The sequence below is a fragment of the Herbaspirillum sp. SJZ099 genome (assembly GCF_007828355.1).
Taxonomy (GTDB): domain Bacteria; phylum Pseudomonadota; class Gammaproteobacteria; order Burkholderiales; family Burkholderiaceae_D; genus Herbaspirillum.
Genome location: NZ_VIUO01000001.1, coordinates 1024544 through 1046318, shown reverse-complemented (window position 1 = coordinate 1046318; position 21775 = coordinate 1024544). Strand labels below are relative to the sequence as shown.

Below are 21775 nucleotides of genomic sequence, written 5' to 3'. Positions count from 1 at the left end.
CTCCCTGATGGCAGATGACGGATGGCGGACGCCCACTCGGGCGCCCGCGGATATTGTCGGAGGCGGAATGTCCGTTCGGAAATCCGCTTAAAAACGGCCGGCGCGGAAATCCTCGATGGCTTGCTCGACCTGCTCGCGGGTATTCATCACGAACGGCCCCCATTGCGCAATCGGCTCATTCAGGGGCTTGCCTGCGATCAGCAGGAAACGGCTGCCCTGCTCTGCCTGCACCGACACCCCGGCCGCGCCGGCGGCATTGTTGAGCACCGCCATGCGGCCGGCATCGGCCATCCGGCGCTCACCGCGCTCTCCGCCTTCGGCGCCGACGGCCAGCTTGCCTTCATACACATACAGGAAGGCATTGTGCGTGGCCGGGATCGGCAGGTCGATGGCCACGCCCGCCTCCAGCGCGATGTCCAGGTACAGCGGCTCGGTGGTGTCGCGGTGGATCGCGCCGGCCGTGCCGAAAGCGTCGCCCGCCAGCACGCGCACCTTCGCGCCGGGCTGCGGCGATACCTCGGGGATGCCGGCCGACGGGATGTCGCTGTAGCCGGGATCGATCATCTTGTCGCGGCCGGCCAGGTTGACCCACAGCTGGAAACCGCTCATCAGGCCGTTTTCCTGCTCCGGCAACTCGGAGTGCACCAGGCCGCGGCCGGCGGTCATCCACTGCATGCCGCCCGGTTCCAGCAAACCTTCATTGCCGGCGTTGTCGCGATGGCGCATGCGGCCGGCCAGCATGTAGGTCACGGTCTCGAAGCCGCGGTGCGGATGGTCGGGGAAACCGGCCAGGTAGTCGCCAGGCTCGTCCGAGTGGAAAGCGTCCAGCATCAGGAACGGATCCAGGCGACGTTGCAGGTCATGGGTCAGCACGCGGGTGAGGCTGACGCCGGCGCCATCCTGGGTCGGGATGCCGTTGACGAGTCGTTCGATCTGGCGGGTATAGGGGGTGCTCATGGTGCTTTCTCCTTGGGTGCCTCCGCTTCATGCGCCAATGTCATGCGCATGGAGGGCTGCCTGGGTCATTCAATTTCATGCAATGCTGTTTGCTGCGCCCGGCCGGCGATGCGCCAGGCGCAGACAACGATTTAGTGAGGCCGCTCGGGCTGGGCTTCCGGATCGATCGACGACACCAGCAGCAAGGCGCCGATCAGCGACAGGTTCTTCAGGAACTGGGTCAGTTGCGCCTGTGCGGCAGCGCCTTCCATCGTCCAGAAATGGTGGGCCGACAAGGTCGCGCCGACCGTGAACAGCGCGATCACCAGCGACACCGGCTTGACGCCGCGGCCGAACATCAGCAACAGGCCGCCGCCGACTTCGACCAGGATGGTCACGATTACCGCCAGCGTAGGCACCGGCAGGCCCAGGCTGGTGAAATAGCCGACCGTGCCGGAAAAACCGAGGATCTTGAAGATGCCGGAAATGACGAACAGCGATGCCAGCAGGATGCGGCCGATGCGATAGGTGTTGATATTGGTGATCATGATGTTCCTCTCCGTATTGGATTTGGTTTGCAATGCTTCGGGGCGTTGCTCCGCCGGTTGTCGTTTTTCCCGGTGGCCTGTCTTGCTGCAACCGGTAGCGACAGAATAAGCAAAATTCCCGACAAACAAAACAGATTATCTTTATATAATCAATATCTGATTATTAGATATAGTTGGGAGCCGCTACCATGAACATCGAACGCCTCTCCCTGGACCAGTTGCGGGTCTTCGCCCAGGTCGCCGACAGCGGCAGCTTCCTGGCGGCGGCCCGCAAGCTGGCGCGGGCGCAGTCGGCGGTCAGCTATGCCATCGCCACGCTGGAAGAACAACTGGGCGTCGCCTTGTTCGACCGCAGCGGCTACCGGCCGCAACTGACCGGCCCCGGCATAGCGCTGCTGGCTGACGCGCGCCAGGTACTGGACCATGTGGATTCGCTGCAGGTGCGCGCCAGTTCGTATGCCAAGGGACAAGAGCTGGAAGTGGCGCTGGCGGTCGACGTGTTCTTTCCCACGGCTTGCCTGGTGGATTTGCTCCAGCGTTTCCGCGATGCCTTTCCGGCGGTCACGGTGCGGCTGGATATCGAAGCGCTGGGCGCGGTGGCCGAACGCGTGCTGGACGGGCGCGCCATGCTGGGCATCCTCGGCACCTTGCCGACCACCCCGCCCAACCTGCTGCGCATCACCCTGCCCAGCGTGAAGCTGGTGGCGGTCGTGGCGCCGCACCACCCGCTGGCGCAGGTCAAGGGGCGGATATCCGAAAAGCTGCTGTTGCAGCAGACCCAACTGGTGCTGTCGGACCGCAGCGAACTGACCGCGCGCCAGGATTTCTCGGTGCATTCGCGGCTGACCTGGCGCATGAGCGACCTCGGCACCAAGCATGCGCTGCTGCGCGCCGGCATGGGCTGGGGCAACATGCCGCTGCATGTGGTGCAGGACGACATCGCTAGCGGCCGGCTGGTGAGCATCGCCACCATCCACCATCCGCCGCAGGGTTCCGAACTGCCGGTGCAATGCGTCTACAAGCCCGACTATCGCGCCGGACCGGCGCTGTCGTGGTGGCTCGACTCATTGGCCGCGCTCAACACGCTGGAACCGCTCAAGCCATGATCGGCCCGCTCGCGCTCAATGCGCGGCAAAGCGCTCGCGGTACTGCGCCGGGCTCACGCCCAGCTGGCGCTGGAACACGCGGCGCAGGTTCTGTTCTTCGCCATACCCGGCATCGGTGGCGATGCGCTTGAGGGGCAGCGAAGTTTCTTCCAGCGCGCGCCGGGCGGCTTCCAGCCGCATCAGTTCCACCGTGCGCGCCGGGGTGCGCCCAAGCTCGGCGACGTAGGCGCGGGCAAAGGTGCGCGGGCTCATGTTGACGTAGCGCGCCAGGTTTTCCACCCGCAGGTCATCCCCGAGATGGGCGGCAATCCAGGCATGCAGCTCGGCAAAGCGCCCCGCGCCCGCCGATTGCGAGGCCAGCGGCATGCTGAACTGGGATTGCCCGCCCGGGCGCTTGATGAACATCACCAACTGGCGCGCCGTGGCGATGGCTTGCCGGTGCCCGCCATCCTGTTCCACCAGGGCCAGCGCCAGGTCGATGCCGGCAGTCACGCCGGCCGAGGTCCAGATATGCCCTTGGCGGATGAAAATCGGTTCCGCATCCACTTCCAGGCGCGGATATTGCCGCTGCAATTGTGCGGCCCAATTCCAGTGCGTGGTCACGCGCAAACCATCCAGGATGCCCGCCTCGGCCAAATGGAAGGCGCCGGTGCAGACCGAACACACCCGCTGCGCCTGCGGCGCGCGGCGGCGTATCCATTGCACCAGCGCGGCATCGGTAGCGAAGGTTTCGCCGGTGCTGCCGCCGGGAGAAATCAACGTATGGATGCCGGGCCCGGATTCCAGCTCGGCATCCAGCGCCGCCAGCGATTGCGTGGCTACCGGCAAGCCGGCGCCGGTGACAATGCTGCCGCCGCTGGCCGACACCACATGCAGACGATACGGGCCGGCCTCGCCGGCAAGCCGGTTGGTGGTGGCGAACACCTGCAGCGGGCCGGACAGGTCGAGCAGGTTCATGCCTTCGTAGGCCAGCAGCACCACGCGCCTGGGCTGGGTGGATGCGGTTTTCTTCGGTGCGCTGGAGCTCACTATCTGCCTCGCGAAAATCTGGTCGGTATCTGCCGATGTTATCCCATGCGCCACTCAAGCCTGACGTTCAAGCCGGTCGAGGCTGGCTGGCGCGCTGCGCAAGCATCCAGTATGCGGTCGCCAGCGCACTGAGCAGCAGGATCGGCAGGATCGCCGCGTTGAGCGTCTGCCAGCCGAACCGCGCCAGCAAGGGGCCGGCGCCCAGCGTGGCCAGTGCCGTAGCGGCGTAGCGCAGCAGTTCGGAAAAGCCCTGGGTCTTGGCCTGTTCGGATGACGCATAGGAACGCGCGAGCAAGGTGGTGCCGCCGACGAACATGAAATTCCAGCCGATCCCCAGAAACAGCAGCGCCGCATAGAAGGCCGGCAGGCTGGTGGAAGCCATGGCGGTCGCGGCGCAGGCCAGGTTCAGCGCCAGCCCGGCCATCAGCACCGCCCCCAGGCCGAAGCGCTTGATCAGGCGGCCGGCGAAAAAGGATGGCGCGTACATACCCACCAGGTGCCACTGGATGATGGCCGCGCCGTCATCGATGCGATAGTGGCAGGCCACTGCCGCCAATGGGGCCGCGGTCATGATGAACATCATCACCATCGAACCGGCCACGTTGTTGGCCACCGATGCGATGAAGACCGGCGTGCGCGCTATCCGGCCCAGCGTGCGGGCCGGGGCCTGCGCCTGCGCACCGGCATCGGCCGATCCCTGTGAAGGCGCCGCATCGCGGTACAACAGCAGCAGGACCAGCACCGACAGCGCCCCCATGACAGCCACCACCAGATAGGCCCCGGCGAACAGGGCCGAGGGGAACAGGTCCTTGCTCCATGCCGCCAGCGCCGGCCCGGCGATGGCCGCGATCACGCCGCCGGCCAGCACCGTGGAGATGGCGCGGCTCTTGAATTCGTCGGAGACGGCATCGGCCGCGGCCAGCCGGTAATACTGGGCGAAGGCCTGGAATACGCCCACCAGCGCGGTGCCTGCGCAAAAGGTCCAGAAGTCGCCATGCCATACCGACCAGACCGACACCAGTCCGCCCACGCAGCAACTGGCGGCGCCCAATGCGAACGACAAGCGCCGCCCCAGGCGCTGGATCAGGAAGGCGGCGAACCAGGTCACGAGCGCGCCGGCAACGGTGATCAGGGCGAACGGCAAGGTCGCCAGCGCCTTGTCCGGCGCCAGTTGCCAGCCGGTCAGCGCGGTCAGCGTCAGGTCGATGGAAATGGCGCAGGTAAACAGGCCCTGGCATACCGCCAGCACTGCCGGGTTGTATCTTCCCGCGGCATAAGCGGGCGGTAAGGAAAGTGCCTTAACATGCTCGGATTGCTGCCCCGGATGGCTTGTCGGCGGTGTTGTCATGGTTTGTCGCTCCTGGGGCTGTTCCCATTAAATCGGTATGTTGTCGGAGGAAAAATTGTCGATTTGGCCCGGCATGGCGTCAATGACACAAACCATTCAATTCCTGCCAACCCACCCGGCGCAGCCCTTGCAACCATTTGACGAGAACCCTGCCCATGCTGATCGATGCGAGCCAATCCGTACTGCTGGTGGTCGACCTGCAGCAAAAACTGCTGCCGGCGATCCATGACAACCAGGCCATCCTGGCGCAGGCCGTGCGCATGGCCACCATTGCCGGCCTGCTCGGCGTGCCCGTGATCGGCACCGAGCAGATTCCCGACAAGCTCGGCCCCAACCATCCCGATATCCGCCCCCTGTGCGGCCGGACATTGGCCAAGAGCCACTTCGACGCCTGTGCCGAAGGCCTGCTGCCGGCCTTGCCGGCGTCCGCGCGCCAGATTGTCATCGCCGGTTGCGAGGCGCACATCTGCATGCTGCAGACAGCGCTCTCGCTGCTGGAGCACGGCTATCAGGTGCTGCCGCTGCTGGACGCCTGCGGATCGCGCAAGCCCGGCGACCGCCAAGCCGCCTTCGCGCGGCTGCAGCATGCCGGCGCGGTGCCGGTGACGGTGGAAATGGTGGCGTATGAATGGCTGCGCGACGCCCGGCATCCGCTGTTTCGGGATGTGCTCAAACTCATCAAGTAAAAACAGCCAGGTCGGCCAACGCATTCCTGCGGCAGGCAACAGATGAAAATTTCCCGACGGCTTGCCCGGCCCCGGAACTGTGGTACAAGAGCGGGGATCCCCCCGCTGTCCGTCGATTTGAATGCGCTTGCCGCATCGTATGATGGCGCAGCCGGATTGCAAAACGGCAATCCCTGCGGCGCAAACATGAAGAAGGTATCCGAAACACTTATGTCCAGCTTATCGCCCTCTGCCTTGCCCCCTCCTTCGCCCCGCCCCTCGTCCGGCGCTACCGTGCAGGCGCTGCGCGCCAGTTGCTCGGCCTGCGGCATGCACCAGCTGTGCCTGCCGATGGGGCTGGACCAGGGCGACATGCAGCGGCTGGAGCAAGTGATCAATCGCCGCCGCAAGGTCCGGCGCGACGAGACGCTGTACCGCGTCAACGACAAGTTCGACATGCTGTACGCGATCCGGCTGGGCCACTTCAAGACGTTCCAGCACAACCCCAATGGCGGCCAGCAGATCACCGGTTTCCAGATGGCCGGCGAATTGCTCGGCATGGATGCCATCGGCGCCGGCCATCACCTGTGCGAGGCGGTGGCGCTGGAAGACAGCGAAGTCTGCGAGATTCCCTTCGCCAGCCTGGAAGACCTGTTCCGCGACATGCCGGTCCTGCTGCGCCAGTTCCACCGCATGATGAGCCTGGAAATCTCGCGCGAACAACGCGTGATGCTGACCTTGGGCAGCATGAGCGCGCAGCAGAAGATGGCGGCCTTCCTGGTCAACCTGTCGTCGCGCTACGTGAGCCGCGGCTATTCCTCGACCCGCTTCCAGCTGCGCATGACGCGCGAGGAAATCGGCAACTACCTCGGGCTGGCGGTGGAAAGCGTGAGCCGCCTGCTGTCCGCGTTCAAGAAAACCGGCGTCATCGACGTCAACCACCGCGACGTGGAATTGCGCGACCTGCCATCGCTACGCGCCATCGCACTGGGCAGCGATCCCTGCGCCTGAGCGGACTGCTTCAAATGCATCGCGCGGGTTTCGCGCCGCGCTAGAATGTCCGGATGACATATCGGACACACAACCCATCCCCCTCTCCCCGCGGATTCCTCCAGGCGCGCCTCATGCGCGGCCATCACCTCGGCCTGCCGCTGACCACCGGCATACTGGCCGTGGCCGCCACCGCCCTGCTGTTCGCCCTGATCGCCTGTGAAATCACGACCCATGGCGCCTTGGCGCGGCTCGACCAGCAACTGGCCGACTGGTTCAACCGCCATGCCTTTTCGCCCCTGACGACGCTGGTGCTCGGCTATACCCACTTGCACGGCACCATCGGCGTGCTGGCCATGGGAGCGCTGCTGCTGTGGCATATGCTGCGCCGGCGGCAGTGGCATTGGGCGGCCGACCTGTTGCTGGTGCTGCCGGGCGGCATGCTGCTCAATTTCGGTTTGAAGCATGTCTTCATGCGGCTGCGCCCGCATTTCGACGATCCGATCCTGGTGCTGCACAGCTACAGCTTTCCCAGCGGCCACACGATCGGCGCCACCTTGCTGTATGCGATGCTGGCGGCTTACCTGCTCCGGCTGCCGGCGCTGGCCGGGCGCGGCGCGCAGGCCGCCATCGTCTGCACGGCCTTGCTGCTGGTGCTGCTGACGGCCTTCAGCCGGGTCTATCTCGGCGCCCATTTCCTGAGCGATGTGCTGGGCGCGATGCTGCTGGGCACGGCCTGGTTCGCCTTGTGCACCACGGCCATTTTCACGCTGCACCGGCACTATCGGGCGCGGGCGCGCTCCAACTGATTGCCGGCGCATGGCCGGCCCTTTTGCGATGCCGCCTATGACGACATATCAGCCGCCAGGAAAAACCACCCCCGCCGGATTTCCGGCAGGCAAGCAGCAACAGGATGCCAACCTGGGCCGCCCCGACGTGGTCGCCACCATCAATGCCACGGCCGGCGGCGGCCATGCGCAGGAACTGGCCGAACACATCGCCGCCGAGTTCGCCAGGCATGGCTTGCGCGCCAGCGTGTGCCTTGCGGCCAGCGGCGAAGAAATGCTGGCCGCCGCGCGCCAAGCCGTGCGCGACAGGATCGGGATCGTCGCCGTGGGCGGCGGCGACGGCAGCGTCAACGCGGTGGCCTCGGCGCTGATGGCCGATGCGGCTTGCGGCAGCGCCCTGGGCGTGCTGCCGCTGGGCACGCTCAATCATTTCGCCAAGGACCTCGGCATCCCGCTGGCGCTGGACGAGGCCATCGCCGCGATCGCCAACGGCCGGCGCATCCGCGTCGACAGCGGCGAAGTCAACGGCATTCCCTTCATCAACAATTCCAGCCTGGGCCTGTACCCCGACATCGTGCGCGAGCGGGAAAAACAGCAATCCCGCCTGGGACGCGGAAAATGGCTGGCCTTCAGCTGGGCCGCCATGGGCGCGCTGCGGCGCTACCCCTTCCTGCGGGTGCGCCTGCATATCGGCGGCCGCGACCACTGGCGGCATACGCCCCTGGTCTTCATCGGCAACAACGAATACCTGATGCGCGGGCTCGATATCGGCAAGCGCTCCTCGCTCATGGACGGCAAGCTCAGCCTCTACGTCTGTCACCGCACCGGCCGCCTCGGCCTCCTGCGCCTGGCCGTCAACGCCTTGTTCGGACGCCTGCACGAGGCGCACGACTTCGACGTCCTCACGGCCAGCGAAATCCTGATCGAAACCCACAAGAAACGCATGCTGGTGGCCACCGACGGCGAAGTCACGATCATGCAGACGCCGCTGCAATACCGCATCCGCCCGGCCTCGCTGGAAGTGATCGTGCCGGATCGCGCAACCCGCCCCATTCCCGGGCCAGCCCAGGCGGCCATCGCGCCGACATGGAGAAAGGACGACTGATGCGCACCATCATCCACCTCTCGGACCTGCATTTCGGCCGCATCGACGCCGCCATCATCGCGCCGCTGATCGCGCAGGTACATGAACTCAAGCCCGACCTGGTGGTGGTGTCCGGCGACCTGACCCAGCGTGCGCGCAGCGCCCAGTTCAAGCAGGCGCGCCGCTTCCTCGATGCCCTGCCGCAGCCGCAACTGGTGGTGCCGGGCAACCACGATGTGCCGCTGTTCAACATCGCCGCGCGCCTGCTGCAGCCGCTGCGCAAATACCGCCGCCATATCGAGGCGGATCTGCACCCGGTTTTCATGGATGAGGAGATGGTGGTGGTCGGCATCAACACCGCGCGCTCGCTGACCATCAAGGATGGCCGCGTCAACGACCGCCAGATCGAAATCACGCGCCGCCAGCTGGCCGCCGTCGGCGACCACATGGTCAAGATCATCGTCACCCACCATCCCTTCGACCTGCCGCCCGGGCCGCAACACCACAGCCTGGTCGGCAAGGCGGCGCCCGCCATGCGCGCCTTCGCGCTCTGCGGCGCCGACCTGCTGCTGGCGGGCCATGCGCATACCAGCTCGGCCGTCAGCAGCGCCGGGCGCTACAACATCCCGGGCTATTCGGCGCTGGTGGTGCAGGCCGGCACGGCCACTTCCACCCGCGGGCGCGGCGAAGCCAATTCATTCAATGTATTGCGGATTGAGGCGCACCGGATCGCGGTGCACAGGCTGGGCTGGGAGCCCGGGGAGAACAGCTTCTCGCTGGCGGCGTCGCAGTCTTTCGTGCAACGCGGCAGCGAATGGTTCGAGACGGATGACCTCAGCGACGGGCCAAGCGACGGGATAAGTGCCAGCGCAACACATCGGCCAGCAAGAACAGCAACAGGCTGAGCCCCATCAGCGGCAGGCTCCACCCCAGGGCGATGGCCAGCGCGCCCACCGCCGTGCGCTGCGCCGGCGGCAGCCGCATGAAGGCCTCGGACAGCGGCGCCAGGGCGGATCCGGCAGCCGGACGGCGGCGCCACCACATCACATAGCCCAGCACGATCATGGCCGTGAGCGCAATGCCGAAGGCGGCCATCAGGATCTGGTTCCACACGCCGAACAGGATGCCCATGTGCGCATCGACGCCCCAGCGGATCAGCTTGGCCACCAGCGGAAACGTCTCGAAATCGGCACGGCTGGTAATGGCCATGCGCTCCGGATCGACTGCCACCGTATCGACCTGGGTCGGCCAGGAGCGGTCGACTTCGCGTACCATCCACGCCTGGTTCCGCGCACGCGGAGGACGGATCTCGATCTCGCCGGCATCGATGCCGCCCTGGCGCGCGATCGACCGCACCAGGTCGAACCGCGCCGGGTCGCCACCCGCGGGCATCGGCATGGCCATGCCGGCCTGTCCATGGTGCCCCATGTGCCCGGCATGCTCGCCCATGCCGGCATCGGCATCGACGCCAGCGCCAGCGCCGGAGGACTGCAACTGCATCGAGGCCGAAGGCGTCACCCATCCCATTGCAGCGCGCAGCATGTTGACGTGTCCGCCGGCCCACTTCGACCAGGTCAACCCGGTCGCCGAGAAAAACACCAGCCCGACCACGATCCACAGCCCCAGCAACGCATGCAGGCGGCGCGCATTCATCGGCCGGCGCGCGGCAGGACGCGCCTTGCGCCGCGCACTCCACCACAGCCAGAGACCGCCCAGCGAGCCCAGCCACAGCCACGATGCCGCCAGCTCGCTGTAATTGCGGCCCAGGCTGCCCAGCATCAGGTTGCGGTGCAGGTAATCCAGCGCGGTGCGAAAAGGCAGCGTGCCGCTGGTGCCATAGACGATCAGGTCGCCCTTGACCGCCAGGCTCACGGGATCGATGAAGACCGCGCGGCTTTCAGAGTCGCCCAGTCCCTCCTGGCTGAACATCACGCGCGTATTCCAGCCCGGCTCCTTGCCCGGGCGCACCGCAAACAGGCGCGGCCCTTCGCCGATATAGCTCTGTGCCGCGGTCACCTGCGCCGCCAGCGGCTGCGCGACGCCTTGCGAGCGGTTCAACAGCTGGTCGGCATACCAGCGCGCCTCGATCTGCGGCGTCACCACGAACAGCGTGCCGGTGACGGCGGCCACCAGGATGAACGGGCCGACGAACAGGCCGATGTAGAAATGCAGGCGCAGCAGCAAGGCCGCCAGTGCCGATGCGCTCTTGCGCTGGTCGGCCACGCCGGCGACCGGCTGGTAGGTATGGGTGGTCATGGCAGGAAATCGTGTCCCCGATGAGACATCACGGGATGCATGGAAGTGGCAAGAATAAGCGACTCATTGTAGGCCGCGCGCCATGCGCTGCGAATGCGGCAATTTGTCGCACGAACCGGGCGGTACCGGGTGAAAACCGGCCCAACGGCTCACCGGATGGGATCGCAATGAAAAAGAGCCGCAATATGCGCAATGCCGTTCAGTGAAGGCTGATTCTGAAGCACTCATCCCCCCTATCCCGTTCGGGCTGAGTAGGCCCGCCAGGGCCGTATCGAAGCCAGCGCGCCAGCGTGCCAGCATTCCCGGTCTTGCCTGCCCTTCGATACGCTGCTGCGCAGCTACTCAGGGCGAACGGAGTCTGGACTTCGCAATCACAAACAAAAATGCCGTTCAGCGCTTAACTGAACGGCATTACCGCAATATGCGGCTCTTCCGTATGGCCCGTTGCCTGGCGCGTTGCCGACGGCATTGGCTTAGAGGGGGTTCTGGTCGATCCAGTCGCCCGAGAAATCCAGGATGTAGGCAATGGCCTCATCTTCGGAATCGAACTCGTTGGTCGGCGACTTGCGTTGGTAGCGCAGCTTGCCGCTGCTGTCCTTGCCTTCGTGGATCACGAAGCAGGCCATGAATTTTCCATTGTCCATTTTTTGGACCTGTGGAATGACGGAATTTCCCTTGTAAGGAAAGAGATTGGACATCAAAAAGCCTCCTGATTGCGAGGCGCAATGCTAGCACGAAGCGGCTTTTTTCTCAGGGGAGCCCATCGCAGGCGAAATTTGCAACTTTGTTGCATTTATGGGATATTACGCAACTCAGTTGCATTTAACCCAGTCGATTCCCATCGTTCCCTTTTGACCGTTCCCTTTTGACGCCCACACCCCTATTCCCATGCCAACCACCACCTTGCGACCTGCCGACGGCAGGCTTCCCGTGACCGTGCTCTCGGGCTTTCTCGGCGCCGGCAAAACCACCCTGCTCAACCACATCCTCAATAACCGCGAAGGCCGTCGCGTGGCCGTCATCGTCAACGACATGTCGGAAATCAATATCGATGCCGCCCTAGTCAGGAACGGCGGCGCCGAGTTGTCGCGCACCGATGAAAAGCTGGTGGAAATGAGCAATGGCTGCATCTGCTGCACGCTGCGCGAGGATTTGCTGCTGGAAGTGCGCAAGCTGGCGCGCGAACGGCGTTTCGACCAGCTGGTGATCGAATCCACCGGCATTTCCGAACCGCTGCCGGTGGCCGAGACGTTCGCCTTCACCGGCGAGGATGGCGCCAGCCTGTCCGATGTGGCGCGGCTGGACACCATGGTCACCGTCGTCGATGCCTACAATTTCCTCAAGGACTACAGTTCGCAAGACAGCCTGGAAGAACGCGGCCAATCGCTGGGAGAGGAAGACACCCGCACCGTGGTCGACCTGCTCATCGAACAGATCGAGTTCTGCGACGTGCTGGTGCTCAACAAGCTGGACCTGGTGTCGCCGCAGGAGCGGGAACGGCTCACCGCCATCCTGCGCGGCCTCAATCCGCGCGCCCGCATCGAGACCGCGATCTTCGGCAGCGTGGCGCTAGAGCAGGTCCTGGATACCGGCCTGTTCGACTTCGAACAGGCACAGCAGGCGCCGGGCTGGCTGCAGGAGCTGCGCGGCGAACATGTTCCCGAATCCGAACAGTACGGCATCTCCAGCTTCGCCTACCGCGCGCGTCGCCCCTTCCACCCGCAGCGCTTCTTCGACCTGATCAATACCGAATGGCCGGGCGTGGTGCGTTCCAAGGGCTTCTTCTGGCTGGCCAGCCGGCCGGCGCAGGCCGGTTCCTGGTCGCAGGCGGGCGGCGTATGCCGGCACGGGCTGGCGGGCAAATGGTGGGCCGCCGTGGCGCGCGAGCAATGGCCGCAAGACCAGGAGTCGGTCGACTTCATCATGGCGCAATGGGACGAAAACGTCGGCGATGCGCGCCAGGAACTGGTGCTCATCGGCATGGCGCTGGACCAGGCCATGCTGCGCGCCAGGCTCGATGCCTGCCTGCTGGACGATGCCGAAATGGCGCAAGGCCCGCTGGGCTGGGCGCGCATGGCCGATCCGTTCCCGCTATGGGGTTGAGCGTGGCCTCCGCGCTGCCCGATGTGGCCCGCCACGAAAGTTCAGCCATCGCTCTGGCGCTGGATTGGGTCGGCATGCGCGGCATCGCCATCCCGTTGCCGCCGGGCGGCCGGGAAAGCGGATCAGGCGCACCGCTGGCGGCCACGGCCGAGCTTGCCGTGGACTTGCCCGATCCGCTCGCCAAAGGCATCCACATGTCGCGCCTGTACCGTTTATTGGGCGAGTTCGCCCGGCATGGGGAATTGTCGCCGCGCGCGCTGCGGCGGCTGCTGCTCGGCATGATCGAAAGCCACGCCGACTGCGGATCGCGCGCGGCCCGCCTCGGGCTGGCGTTCGACTTGCTGCAACAACGGCCGGCGCTGCGCACGCCCGAGCTGGCAGGCTGGCAAAGTTATCCGGCCAGCGTGCAGGCGGTGCAGCGCGGCCACGCCACGCAGGTGGAACTTGCGGTGCGCATCCAGTATTCCTCCACCTGCCCCTGTTCGGCCGCCCTGTCGCGCCAGGCGGTGCGCGATGCCTTTGCGGCAGACTTCGACGATACCGCACTGGTCGCGCGCGGCGACGCGCTCGACTGGATTTCCGCCAGGGCCAGCCTGGCCACGCCGCACAGCCAGCGCAGCGAAGCCGAGGTGCGCATCCGGCTTTCCCCCGATGCCGCAGCCCTGCCGGTCTCGGCACTGATCGACTGCGCCGAAACGGCCTTGGCCACGCCGGTGCAGACCGCCGTCAAGCGCGCCGACGAGCAGGCGTTCGCCCTGCTCAACGGCGCCAACCTGATGTACGTGGAAGATGCCGCGCGTCGCCTGCGGCGGGCATTGGAGCAAAATTTCGGCGCCTGCTCGGTCACCGTCAGCCATCACGAAAGCCTGCATCCGCATGATGCGGTTGCCTCTTGTGCGACGCCCGGCTGGGAGCGCATCGATTAAAGCAGGCCGATGGATGAAAGATGCGCGCCGGCGCGAACCGGAGTATCTTTCATCTATTACCAGAACGACAGATTCCCTCATGATTTCCAGCAGCATCCCCAGCACCTTGCAACGCCACCAATTCGCCGCGCTTGAACCCGGCCCGCACCTGCTGGTGCTGGGCGCGGTACACGGCAATGAAACTTGCGGCACGCGCGCCATCGAACGGCTGCTGCGAGAACTGGACAGCGGCGACCTCGCCATCGCGCGCGGCCTGCTGACCTTGGTGCCGGTCACCAATCCCCTCGCCTACCGCAACCAGCAGCGCCAGGGCGAACGCAATCTCAACCGCAACATGCGGATCAATCCCGCTCCCGCCAATTTCGAAGACCGGATATCCAACCTGCTGTGCCCGTGGATCGCCGAACATGATGTGCTGCTCGACCTGCACTCGTTCCATACCGCCGGCGTGCCTTTCGCCATGCTGGGGCCGGAAGACAACGATGGCGACATCGAGCCCTTCGCCCATGCCCAGGCGGAACAGCGCATGGCCGCCCACCTGGGAACGACACGCATCGTGGAAGGATGGATGGCTACCTATGCGCGCGGCGTGGAACGCCGCCGCCAGGAAGGCAAAGTGAGCGCGCCGGACCTGCTGGACCGCAACTATGGCGTAGGCACCACCGAATTCGCCCGCACCCAGGGCGCCTATGGCATCACGCTGGAATGCGGGCAGCATGACGATCCGCGCGCACCGGAAGTGGCCTACCAGGCGATCCGGCAAACGCTGGCGCTGTTGGATATGATCGATGTGCCGCTGGAGCCGCCTCGGGAAAACATCGAGATCATCCGCCTGGTCGACGTGATCGACATGGAGCATCCGGACGATGCCTTCACCCGCGAATGGGCCAGCTTCGACCGCGTGACCAAGGGACAGACCATCGGCCATCGCCACGGCGGCGCGGCAGTGACGGCGCCGGATGACGGCTACATCGTCTTCCCCAACCCCAAGGCGCTGTCCGGCAATGAATGGTTCTATTTCGGCGTGAAAAGCGGGCGCCAGCTGTAAGCCTCTCGGTCAGCCGCAATCCAGCACATAGAAGCGCGTGTCCACCGCCATCACCGGAAACGCGGGCGGCAGCGCGGTTTTCTCGACCAGCGCGAAACCGTTCTTCTCATAGAAACGGTGCGCCGCCAGGAACTTGGCGGTGGTGCCCAGGTAGATCTGTGTCACCCCCTTCTCCCTGGCCCAGCCGATCGCGCCGTCCAGCAAGCGCTTGGCGGCGCCATGCTCCTTGCCGCGATGGCTGGCGGCGACGAACATCTTGCGCAGCGCTACCTGGCCGTTGCCGATATCCAGCAGCGAGACCGTGCCCACGACTTTTTCGCCATCCAGCGCCACCCAGAAATTGCCGTTGCCCTTCTGGTAGAAACCGGAGATGTCGTTCAGGTCGGGCTGGCCTTCCAGCGTGATGGGAATGCCGAACTCCTGTTGCTGGATCGGCAGGATGACGTCGACGACGCCGGCGGAATGTTCGGAAGAAAACGGCTGGATTTCAATCATGGTCTTGTCGGTGTCCAAAAATTCACTTGAGTTCATTGCCCGGCGTCAGCTCCCAGCAGCGCGGACTGTGGGCGAAGCCGATATGCCCGTAGTAGTCGGCCGCATCGGGCGCGGCCAGCAAGCGCAGGCGGCAGCGCGGGCCGAGCCGGCTGCGGGCATGGCGGATCAGTTCCTTGCCGATGCCGCGGCGCTGGTAGTTTTCATCGACCGCCAGTTCCGACATGTAGCAGGCATAGGTGAAATCGGTCACGCAGCGCGCCACGCCGACCAGCAGTTCGCCGTCCCAGGCGGTGGCGAGCAGGTTGGCGTTCTCGACCATGCCCTGCATGCATGCGAGGTCGTCCAGCGGACGGCGCGGGCCCAGCGAGGTGCGCGAAAGAACGTCGATGAACTGCTCGACGGTGAGGGCGACGTCGGTCTTGTAGGCGATGGTCATGGCAGCAGGCGAGCGAAGGCTAAAGCTAAAGCCAGCATGATACCGAAACAGAGGGCGACTGGGAGAGCGGCTGTCAGGACGTGCCGCCCTAAAGAAAATCGCCGGCGCAAGGCCGGCGATGGATGACTCGCGACATCGGAATCAAATCGGCATCGTCAGCCGTTCTTCCACACCGGGCTGCGTTTTTCCAGGAAGGCATTGACGCCCTCCTTCTGGTCCTGCGTATCGAACAGGTCGATGAACAGTTCGCGCTCGGTCTGCAAGATGGTGCCCAGCGGATTGTGGCGCGCGCCCTGGATCAGCTTCTTGCTGGCCGCCACCGATGACGGGCTTTGCTTCTCGGCCTGCAGCGCCAGTTCCAGCGCCCGCGCACGGGCCTGGCCCCTGGCCACCACCTCCTCCACCAGGCCGATGCGCAAGGCGGTCTCGGCATTGACGCGCTCGCCGCACAGGATCATGCGCTTGGCCCAGCCCTCGCCCACCAGCCACGGCAAATTCTGCGTGCCGCCGGCGCAGGGCAACAGGCCCACGGCCGCCTCCGGCAAGGCCATCTGCGCCTGTTCCTCGGCGATGCGGATGTCGCAGGCCAGGGCGCACTCCAGCCCGCCGCCCATGGCGTAGCCGTTGATGGCAGCGATCGAGACGCCGCGGAAATTGGACAGCGTCTCAAACGCCTCGCCGAAACGGCGCGCCATCTCGCGCGCCATGGCGCGGTCGCCGTCGGCGAACAGCTTCAGGTCGGCGCCGGCGGAAAAGAACTTCTCGCCCTCGCCGGTCACCACCAGCGTGTAGATGTTGCGGTCGGCGTTGAGGTCGTTGACCAGTTGCGTCAGGCTGGCCAGCGCATCGCGGGTCCAGGTGTTGGCCGGCGGGTTGGACAATGTCAGGACCGCGGTGTGGCCGGTCTTTTCCAGCTTGAGATTGGTATAGGTACGCATGAATGCCTTTCGGGGAATCGCTTATCGGATGTCGTCCAGGTTGTCGCTATTGAGCAGATGGCGCGAGACGATCACGCGCATGATCTCGTTGGTGCCTTCCAGGATCTGGTGCACGCGCACGTCGCGGAAATAGCGTTCCAGCGGGTATTCGCGGATGTAGCCGTAGCCGCCGTGGATTTGCAGCGCCTCGTTGCAGATGCGAAAGCCCAGGTCGGTGGCCAGGCGCTTGGCCATCGCGCAATAAGTGGTGGCGCCGGGCGCCTTGTTGTCCAGCTTGACCGCCGCCAGACGCACCATCTGGCGCGCCGCGACCAGTTCGGTCTGCATGTCGGCCAGCTTGAACTGCAGCGCCTGGAAGTCGGCGATGGGGCGGCCGAATTGCTTGCGCTCCTTCATGTAGGCGTGCGCGGCATCAAGCGCGGCCTGCGCCGCGCCGACCGAACAGGTGGCGATATTGATGCGCCCGCCGTCCAGGCCCTTCATGGCGAACACGAAACCCTCGCCCTCGTTGCCCAGCAGGTGGTCGGCCGGCACCTTGACGTTGTCGAAGCTGATGGTGCGGGTCGGCTGGCTGTTCCAGCCCATCTTGGTTTCCTTCTTGCCGTAGCCGATGCCGGGAGCATTGCCCGGCACCACGATGGCTGAAACACCCTTGGCGCCCTCGCCGCCGGTACGCGCCATCACCACCAGCACGTCGGTCGAGCCGGCGCCGGAGATGAAGGCCTTGGAACCGTTGAGCACATAGTGGCCGTCCACCAGCCTGGCGGTGGTCTTGAGCGAGGCCGCGTCGGAACCCGAACCGGGTTCGGTCAGGCAGTAGGAGCCGATCTTGCGGCCGGCCGCCAGCTTTTCGCACCATTCAGCCTTGATGGCGGCGGTGCCCCAGGAGGCGATCATCCAGCTCACCATGTTGTGGATGGTCAGATAAGCGGCGGTGGACGGACAGGCGCGCGCCAGTTCCTCGAACACCACGGTGGCATCCAGCCGCGTCAGGCCCAGGCCGCCGACCTCTTCCGGCGTGTACAGGCCGCAGAAACCCAGCTCGCCGGCCTTGGCGATCACGTCCAGCGGGAAATGCGCTTCCTCGTCCCACTTGGCGGCAAACGGCGCCATCTCGCCGGCGGCGAAGTCACGCGCGCTTTGCTGGAAAGCCAGTTGATCCTCGTTGAGTTCGAAGTCCATGCTTGTCTCCTGTTTTGGTCTTGATATCGGTCTAGATTAATGGAATTTGGGAAATGGGGTTGTCGCTGGCGCGACATTGAGGGCATTGTCTTACCGGAAACGGCAACGCCACCGGATCCCGGCCTGGCCGGGATGACGGCGTACAAACTACGCTCCGTCATCCTGACGAATGTCAGGATCCAGCGGCTTTATCCAGTTGCTTCAAGCGGCCGCATCCAATGCAGGACTGCCGGTGCCAACCTTGCCGAACGCGGCAAGCAAACTCGCCCGACGCTCCCGCATCGCCGCTACCGCCTTGTCCTTGACATGTCCATAGCCGCGCACCTGGTCCGGCAACTGCGCCAGTTCGATGGCAAGGGCATGGTTGGAGGCGTCCAGCCGCGACAGCAGGCCCAGCACCATCTCGCGGTAATCGACGATCAGTTGCCGCTCCATGCGCCGCTCTTCGGTGCGGCCGAAGATGTCCAGCGCCGTGCCGCGCAGCCCCTTCATCCTGGCCAGCAGCTTGAAGGCCTTGAACATCCAGCTGCCGTAGCTGGCCTTGAGCAGGCGGCCCTGCGCATCCTTCTTCGCGAAGATCGGCGGCGCCAGATTGAAGCTCAAGGCAAAGTCGCCCTCGAACTGTTGCTCCAGTTGCTGCATGAACTTGCCGTCGGTGTACAGGCGCGCCACTTCGTACTCGTCCTTGTAGGCCATCAGCCTGGACAGGTTGCGCGCCACCGCCAGCGCCAGCTTGTCGCCGCCCAGCGGCGCTTCGGCGGCGCGCACCGCTTCCACCACTTCGGCGAACTGCGCGGCATAGGCGGCGTTCTGGTAATCGGTCAGGAAAGCGATGCGGCGCTTGACCAGCTTGTCCAGCGTCTCGGGCATGCGCAGCACCACCGGCTGGGCCGGCACGGCGATCTTTTCCACCTTGGCCAGATCCACCGCGGCGCGGCGGCCCCACAGGAAGGCGGTCTTGTTGGCGTCCACCGCCACGCCGTTCATCTCGATGGCGCGCAGCAGCGATGCCTCGGTCAGCGGCAATTCGCCGCGCTGCCAGGCGTAGCCCAGCATGAACAGGTTGGTGGCGATCGAATCGCCCATCAGCGCGGTGGCCAGGCGGGTGGCGTCGATGAAGTCGGCCTGGCCGTCCACCGATTCCACGATCAGCGCCTTGACTTCCTCGAACGGGAATTGCCAGTCCGGATTCTTGGCGAACTGCCCCGGCGGCTGCTGGTGCACGTTGACCACGGCGCGCGTGCGGCCCGGGCGCATCTTGGAGATGGCGTCGAAGGAGCCGGCGGTCAGCATGTCGCAGCCGAGGATCAGGTCGGCCTCGCCGGTGGCGATGCGTTGGGCGCGGATGGCCTCGCGCGTGGCGGCGATGCGCACGTGCGACGTTACCGAACCGTTCTTCTGCGACATGCCGGTCATGTCCAGCACTGAAGCGCCACGGCCTTCCAGGTGCGCGGCCATGCCCATCAAGGCGCCGATGGTGATCACGCCGGTGCCGCCGATGCCGTTGATGAGGATATTGAACGGCGTGTCGCAGGACGGCAGCGCCGGCTGCGGCAGCGCGCCGAAATCGTCGGCCTCGCCCTTCCTGATGATGCCCGCCTTCGACTTCTTCAGCTTGCCGCCGGTGACGGTGACGAAGCTGGGGCAGAAACCCTTCACGCACGAGTAATCCTTGTTGCAGGACGACTGGTCGATGGCGCGCTTGCGGCCGAATTCGGTTTCCAGCGGCAGGATCGAGGTGCAGTTGGACTGCACGCCGCAATCGCCGCAGCCTTCGCACACCGCCTCGTTGATGAACAGGCGCTGGTTGGGGTCGGGGAATTCGCCCTTCTTGCGGCGGCGACGCTTCTCGGCGGCGCAGGTCTGGTCGTAGATGATCACCGTCACGCCCGGCAGCTCGCGCAGTTCGCGCTGCACGGCATCCATGTCCTTGCGGTCGTGCACGGTGACCGCCGGCGGCAGGTTGGAGCGGTCGGTGTAGCGCGCGATGTCTTCCGACACCAGCGCAATGCGCTGCACGCCTTCGGCCGCCATCTGCTGCGCGATCATCGGCACCGACACCGTGCCGTCCACCGGCTGGCCGCCGGTCATCGCCACGGCGTCGTTGTAGAGGATCTTGTAGGTCATGTTGACCTTGGCCGCCACGGCGGCGCGGATGGCCAGGTAGCCGGAGTGGAAATAGGTGCCGTCGCCCAGGTTGGCGAACACGTGCGGCACCTGCGAGAACGGCGCCTGGCCGATCCAGGGCGCGCCCTCGCCGCCCATGTGGGTGGTCAGCTTGTTGAATTCAGGATAGATGGCGGTGGCCATCACGTGGCAGCCGATGCCGGCCAGCGCGAAGCTGCCTTCCGGCACCTTGGTCGAGGTGTTATGCGGGCACCCCGAGCAGTAATAAGCCGGGCGCGGCGGCGTGTTGACCGCCTTGGACAGCACCGCGTCCTTGGCGTCGAGGAACGCCAGGCGCGCCTTGATGAGGTCACTGGTGTGGAAACGCGCGATGCGCGCGGCGATCACGCGGGCGATCTGCGCCACCGAGAAGTCGGCCTTGGAAGTCAGCAGCCACTCGCCGCGCGGCGCCACCCATTCGCCCTTCTCGTCGAACTTGCCGATCACGCGCGGGCGCACGTCGTCGCGCCAGTTGTAGAGCTGCTCCTTCAACTGGTATTCGACCATCTGGCGCTTTTCTTCTACCACCAGGATCTCGTCCAGGCCCTGCGCGAATTCGCGCACGCCTTCCGGCTCCAGCGGCCAGGGCATGGAAACCTTGAACAGGCGCAGGCCGATCTCGGCCGCGAAGGCTTCGTCGATGCCCAGTTCGGACAACGCCTCCAGCACATCGAGGTAGGACTTGCCGGAGGCGATGATGCCCAGCCGCGCCCTGGGACTGTCGATCATCACGCGGTTGAGCTTGTTGGCGCGGGCGTAGGCCAGCGCCGCGTAGATCTTGTAGTCCTGCATCAGCGCTTCCTGCTTGCGCGCCTGCACGCCCAGCGTGTCGGTCGACAGGCGAGCGTTCAAGCCGCCTTCGGGCATGACGAAGTCGGCCGGATATTGGATATCGATGCGGAACGGATTGGCGTCCACCGAAGCGCTCGACTCGACCGTGTCGGCCAGCGCCTTGAAGCCCACCACGCAGCCGGAATAGCGCGACATGGCCCAGCCGTGCAGGCCGAGGTCGAGGTATTCCTGCACGTTGCAGGGATAGAGCATCGGGATCATCGATGCCGAGAAGATGTGGTCGGACTGGTGCGGCAATGTCGAGGAATAGGCGCCGTGGTCGTCGCCGGCCACCAGCAGCACGCCGCCGTGGGCGGAGGTGCCGGCATGGTTCATGTGCTTGAGCACATCGCCGCAGCGGTCCACGCCGGGGCCCTTGCCGTACCACATGGCGAACACGCCGTCGTATTCGGACGGGCCGATCAGCTTGACCTGCTGGGTGCCCCAGACGGCGGTGGCGGCCATGTCTTCGTTGACGCCGGGCTGGAACTTGACGCGGTGCGCCGCCAGATAAGGCTGCGCCTTCCACAGCGCCTCGTCCAGGCCGCCCAGCGGCGAGCCGCGGTAGCCCGAGATGAAGCCGGCCGTATGCAGGCCGAGCTGTTGGTCGCGGATTTGCTGCAGCATCGGCAGGCGCACCAGGGCCTGGATGCCAGACAGGTAAATCGAGCCTGCGGTGGCGGTGTATTTGTCGTCCAGGCTGACGGGCGCCAGCGGGACAATGTCGGGAGAACCGCCCATGCGGTTTGCAGATGCATGTGCAACGGCGGTATGCAAGCCGCCTGTCGCGGGGTTGCCGGCGGTTTCCTCGGTATTACCGGGGACCGGCGAGTGAGCGCTCACTTGGGTCGCAGCCAGATCGGAATCGCGAACGCCTTCTACGGTTGGCGCCGTCGTTCC

Annotated in this window: 20 protein-coding genes; 9 read left to right on the top strand and 11 right to left on the bottom strand. The window is 65.4% G+C overall.

Features of this window, described 5'->3' with window-relative positions:
* Nucleotides 1-87 precede the first annotated feature (87 nt).
* Nucleotides 88-957 carry a pirin family protein gene (locus FB597_RS04485; protein ID WP_141916818.1) on the bottom strand — a complete coding sequence of 290 codons (870 nt, stop codon included), beginning with the start codon at nt 955-957 and terminating at the stop codon, nt 88-90.
* 131 nt (nt 958-1088) lie between these two features.
* Nucleotides 1089-1484 (bottom strand): DoxX family protein, encoded by a 396-nt coding sequence (locus tag FB597_RS04480; RefSeq protein WP_141916813.1) that lies wholly within the window; start codon nt 1482-1484, stop codon nt 1089-1091.
* A 188-nt stretch (nt 1485-1672) separates the two neighbouring features.
* Between FB597_RS04480 and FB597_RS04475 the strand changes: the two genes are divergently transcribed.
* Nucleotides 1673-2590, top strand: a complete 918-nt coding sequence (locus FB597_RS04475; protein ID WP_141916809.1) for a LysR family transcriptional regulator — start codon at nt 1673-1675, stop codon at nt 2588-2590.
* 15 nt (nt 2591-2605) lie between these two features.
* Here the strand turns inward: FB597_RS04475 and FB597_RS04470 are convergent, their stop codons facing one another.
* Together FB597_RS04470 and FB597_RS04465 are read right to left on the bottom strand one after the other, a co-directional pair.
* Nucleotides 2606-3547 carry a helix-turn-helix domain-containing protein gene (locus tag FB597_RS04470; RefSeq protein ID WP_141917072.1) on the bottom strand — a complete coding sequence of 314 codons (942 nt, stop codon included), beginning with the start codon at nt 3545-3547 and terminating at the stop codon, nt 2606-2608.
* 139 nt (nt 3548-3686) lie between these two features.
* Entirely contained in the window at nt 3687-4967 is a 1281-nt protein-coding gene (locus FB597_RS04465; protein WP_141916806.1) for an MFS transporter, read from the bottom strand.
* 155 nt (nt 4968-5122) lie between these two features.
* On the opposite strand from FB597_RS04465, the gene FB597_RS04460 reads away from it, so the two are divergent.
* From FB597_RS04460 to FB597_RS04440, 5 genes are all read left to right on the top strand, one after another.
* Nucleotides 5123-5653 carry an isochorismatase family protein gene (locus FB597_RS04460; protein ID WP_141916802.1) on the top strand — a complete coding sequence of 177 codons (531 nt, stop codon included), beginning with the start codon at nt 5123-5125 and terminating at the stop codon, nt 5651-5653.
* A gap of 210 nt (nt 5654-5863) precedes the next feature.
* Entirely contained in the window at nt 5864-6643 is a 780-nt protein-coding gene (gene fnr / locus FB597_RS04455) for a fumarate/nitrate reduction transcriptional regulator Fnr (protein ID WP_183405876.1), read from the top strand.
* Nucleotides 6644-6756: 113 nt separating this feature from the next.
* Nucleotides 6757-7431: a phosphatase PAP2 family protein gene (locus tag FB597_RS04450; RefSeq protein WP_255517069.1), complete on the top strand. Its 675-nt coding sequence runs from the start codon at nt 6757-6759 to the stop codon at nt 7429-7431.
* A gap of 37 nt (nt 7432-7468) precedes the next feature.
* Complete coding sequence (locus FB597_RS04445) at nt 7469-8515, top strand: diacylglycerol kinase family protein (RefSeq protein WP_141916796.1); 1047 nt, start codon at nt 7469-7471, stop codon at nt 8513-8515.
* Entirely contained in the window at nt 8515-9399 is an 885-nt protein-coding gene (locus FB597_RS04440; protein ID WP_141916792.1) for a metallophosphoesterase, read from the top strand. Before FB597_RS04445 ends, FB597_RS04440 begins: the two co-directional genes overlap by 1 nt.
* Here the strand turns inward: FB597_RS04440 and FB597_RS04435 are convergent.
* Together FB597_RS04435 and FB597_RS04430 are read right to left on the bottom strand one after the other, a co-directional pair.
* Entirely contained in the window at nt 9329-10750 is a 1422-nt protein-coding gene (locus FB597_RS04435; RefSeq protein ID WP_141916789.1) for a PepSY domain-containing protein, read from the bottom strand. The two genes, FB597_RS04440 and FB597_RS04435, sit on opposite strands and share 71 nt — an antisense overlap.
* A 473-nt stretch (nt 10751-11223) precedes the next feature.
* Complete coding sequence (locus tag FB597_RS04430) at nt 11224-11394, bottom strand: hypothetical protein (RefSeq protein ID WP_255464059.1); 171 nt, start codon at nt 11392-11394, stop codon at nt 11224-11226.
* Between the two features lie 244 nt (nt 11395-11638).
* On the opposite strand from FB597_RS04430, the gene zigA reads away from it, so the two are divergent.
* The 3 genes from zigA (at nt 11639) to FB597_RS04415 (ending at nt 14827) form a co-directional block, all read left to right on the top strand.
* Nucleotides 11639-12853, top strand: a complete 1215-nt coding sequence (gene zigA, locus FB597_RS04425) for a zinc metallochaperone GTPase ZigA (RefSeq protein WP_141916783.1) — start codon at nt 11639-11641, stop codon at nt 12851-12853.
* 2 nt (nt 12854-12855) lie between these two features.
* On the top strand, nt 12856-13779 hold the full coding sequence (gene folE2 / locus FB597_RS04420) for a GTP cyclohydrolase FolE2 (RefSeq protein ID WP_183405887.1): 924 nt from the start codon (nt 12856-12858) through the stop codon (nt 13777-13779).
* Between the two features lie 79 nt (nt 13780-13858).
* On the top strand, nt 13859-14827 hold the full coding sequence (locus tag FB597_RS04415) for a succinylglutamate desuccinylase/aspartoacylase family protein (RefSeq protein WP_141916778.1): 969 nt from the start codon (nt 13859-13861) through the stop codon (nt 14825-14827).
* A 9-nt stretch (nt 14828-14836) separates the two neighbouring features.
* Here the strand turns inward: FB597_RS04415 and FB597_RS04410 are convergent, their stop codons facing one another.
* The 5 genes from FB597_RS04410 to FB597_RS04390 form a co-directional block, all read right to left on the bottom strand.
* Nucleotides 14837-15322, bottom strand: a complete 486-nt coding sequence (locus FB597_RS04410) for a GNAT family N-acetyltransferase (RefSeq protein ID WP_141917068.1) — start codon at nt 15320-15322, stop codon at nt 14837-14839.
* A gap of 22 nt (nt 15323-15344) precedes the next feature.
* Nucleotides 15345-15758 carry a GNAT family N-acetyltransferase gene (locus FB597_RS04405; RefSeq protein WP_141916776.1) on the bottom strand — a complete coding sequence of 138 codons (414 nt, stop codon included), beginning with the start codon at nt 15756-15758 and terminating at the stop codon, nt 15345-15347.
* A gap of 155 nt (nt 15759-15913) precedes the next feature.
* Entirely contained in the window at nt 15914-16696 is a 783-nt protein-coding gene (locus tag FB597_RS04400; RefSeq protein ID WP_144768274.1) for an enoyl-CoA hydratase, read from the bottom strand.
* Between the two features lie 21 nt (nt 16697-16717).
* Complete coding sequence (locus FB597_RS04395) at nt 16718-17878, bottom strand: acyl-CoA dehydrogenase family protein (protein WP_141916771.1); 1161 nt, start codon at nt 17876-17878, stop codon at nt 16718-16720.
* A gap of 201 nt (nt 17879-18079) precedes the next feature.
* Complete coding sequence (locus FB597_RS04390; RefSeq protein ID WP_141916768.1) at nt 18080-21616, bottom strand: indolepyruvate ferredoxin oxidoreductase family protein; 3537 nt, start codon at nt 21614-21616, stop codon at nt 18080-18082.
* Nucleotides 21617-21775: the final 159 nt, after the last annotated feature.

Bases quoted from the DNA above. Each gene is read 5' to 3' on its own strand.
- FB597_RS04485 (WP_141916818.1), bottom strand. From the start codon at position 957: ATGAGCACCCCCTATACCCGCCAGATCGAACGACTCGTCAACGGCATC.
- FB597_RS04480 (WP_141916813.1), bottom strand. From the start codon at position 1,484: ATGATCACCAATATCAACACCTATCGCATCGGCCGCATCCTGCTGGCA.
- FB597_RS04475 (WP_141916809.1), top strand. From the start codon at position 1,673: ATGAACATCGAACGCCTCTCCCTGGACCAGTTGCGGGTCTTCGCCCAG.
- FB597_RS04470 (WP_141917072.1), bottom strand. From the start codon at position 3,547: ATGAACCTGCTCGACCTGTCCGGCCCGCTGCAGGTGTTCGCCACCACC.
- FB597_RS04465 (WP_141916806.1), bottom strand. From the start codon at position 4,967: ATGACAACACCGCCGACAAGCCATCCGGGGCAGCAATCCGAGCATGTT.
- FB597_RS04460 (WP_141916802.1), top strand. From the start codon at position 5,123: ATGCTGATCGATGCGAGCCAATCCGTACTGCTGGTGGTCGACCTGCAG.
- fnr (WP_183405876.1), top strand. From the start codon at position 5,864: ATGTCCAGCTTATCGCCCTCTGCCTTGCCCCCTCCTTCGCCCCGCCCC.
- FB597_RS04450 (WP_255517069.1), top strand. From the start codon at position 6,757: ATGCGCGGCCATCACCTCGGCCTGCCGCTGACCACCGGCATACTGGCC.
- FB597_RS04445 (WP_141916796.1), top strand. From the start codon at position 7,469: ATGACGACATATCAGCCGCCAGGAAAAACCACCCCCGCCGGATTTCCG.
- FB597_RS04440 (WP_141916792.1), top strand. From the start codon at position 8,515: ATGCGCACCATCATCCACCTCTCGGACCTGCATTTCGGCCGCATCGAC.
- FB597_RS04435 (WP_141916789.1), bottom strand. From the start codon at position 10,750: ATGACCACCCATACCTACCAGCCGGTCGCCGGCGTGGCCGACCAGCGC.
- FB597_RS04430 (WP_255464059.1), bottom strand. From the start codon at position 11,394: ATGGACAATGGAAAATTCATGGCCTGCTTCGTGATCCACGAAGGCAAG.
- zigA (WP_141916783.1), top strand. From the start codon at position 11,639: ATGCCAACCACCACCTTGCGACCTGCCGACGGCAGGCTTCCCGTGACC.
- FB597_RS04415 (WP_141916778.1), top strand. From the start codon at position 13,859: ATGATTTCCAGCAGCATCCCCAGCACCTTGCAACGCCACCAATTCGCC.
- FB597_RS04410 (WP_141917068.1), bottom strand. From the start codon at position 15,322: ATGATTGAAATCCAGCCGTTTTCTTCCGAACATTCCGCCGGCGTCGTC.
- FB597_RS04405 (WP_141916776.1), bottom strand. From the start codon at position 15,758: ATGACCATCGCCTACAAGACCGACGTCGCCCTCACCGTCGAGCAGTTC.
- FB597_RS04400 (WP_144768274.1), bottom strand. From the start codon at position 16,696: ATGCGTACCTATACCAATCTCAAGCTGGAAAAGACCGGCCACACCGCG.
- FB597_RS04395 (WP_141916771.1), bottom strand. From the start codon at position 17,878: ATGGACTTCGAACTCAACGAGGATCAACTGGCTTTCCAGCAAAGCGCG.
- FB597_RS04390 (WP_141916768.1), bottom strand. From the start codon at position 21,616: ATGGGCGGTTCTCCCGACATTGTCCCGCTGGCGCCCGTCAGCCTGGAC.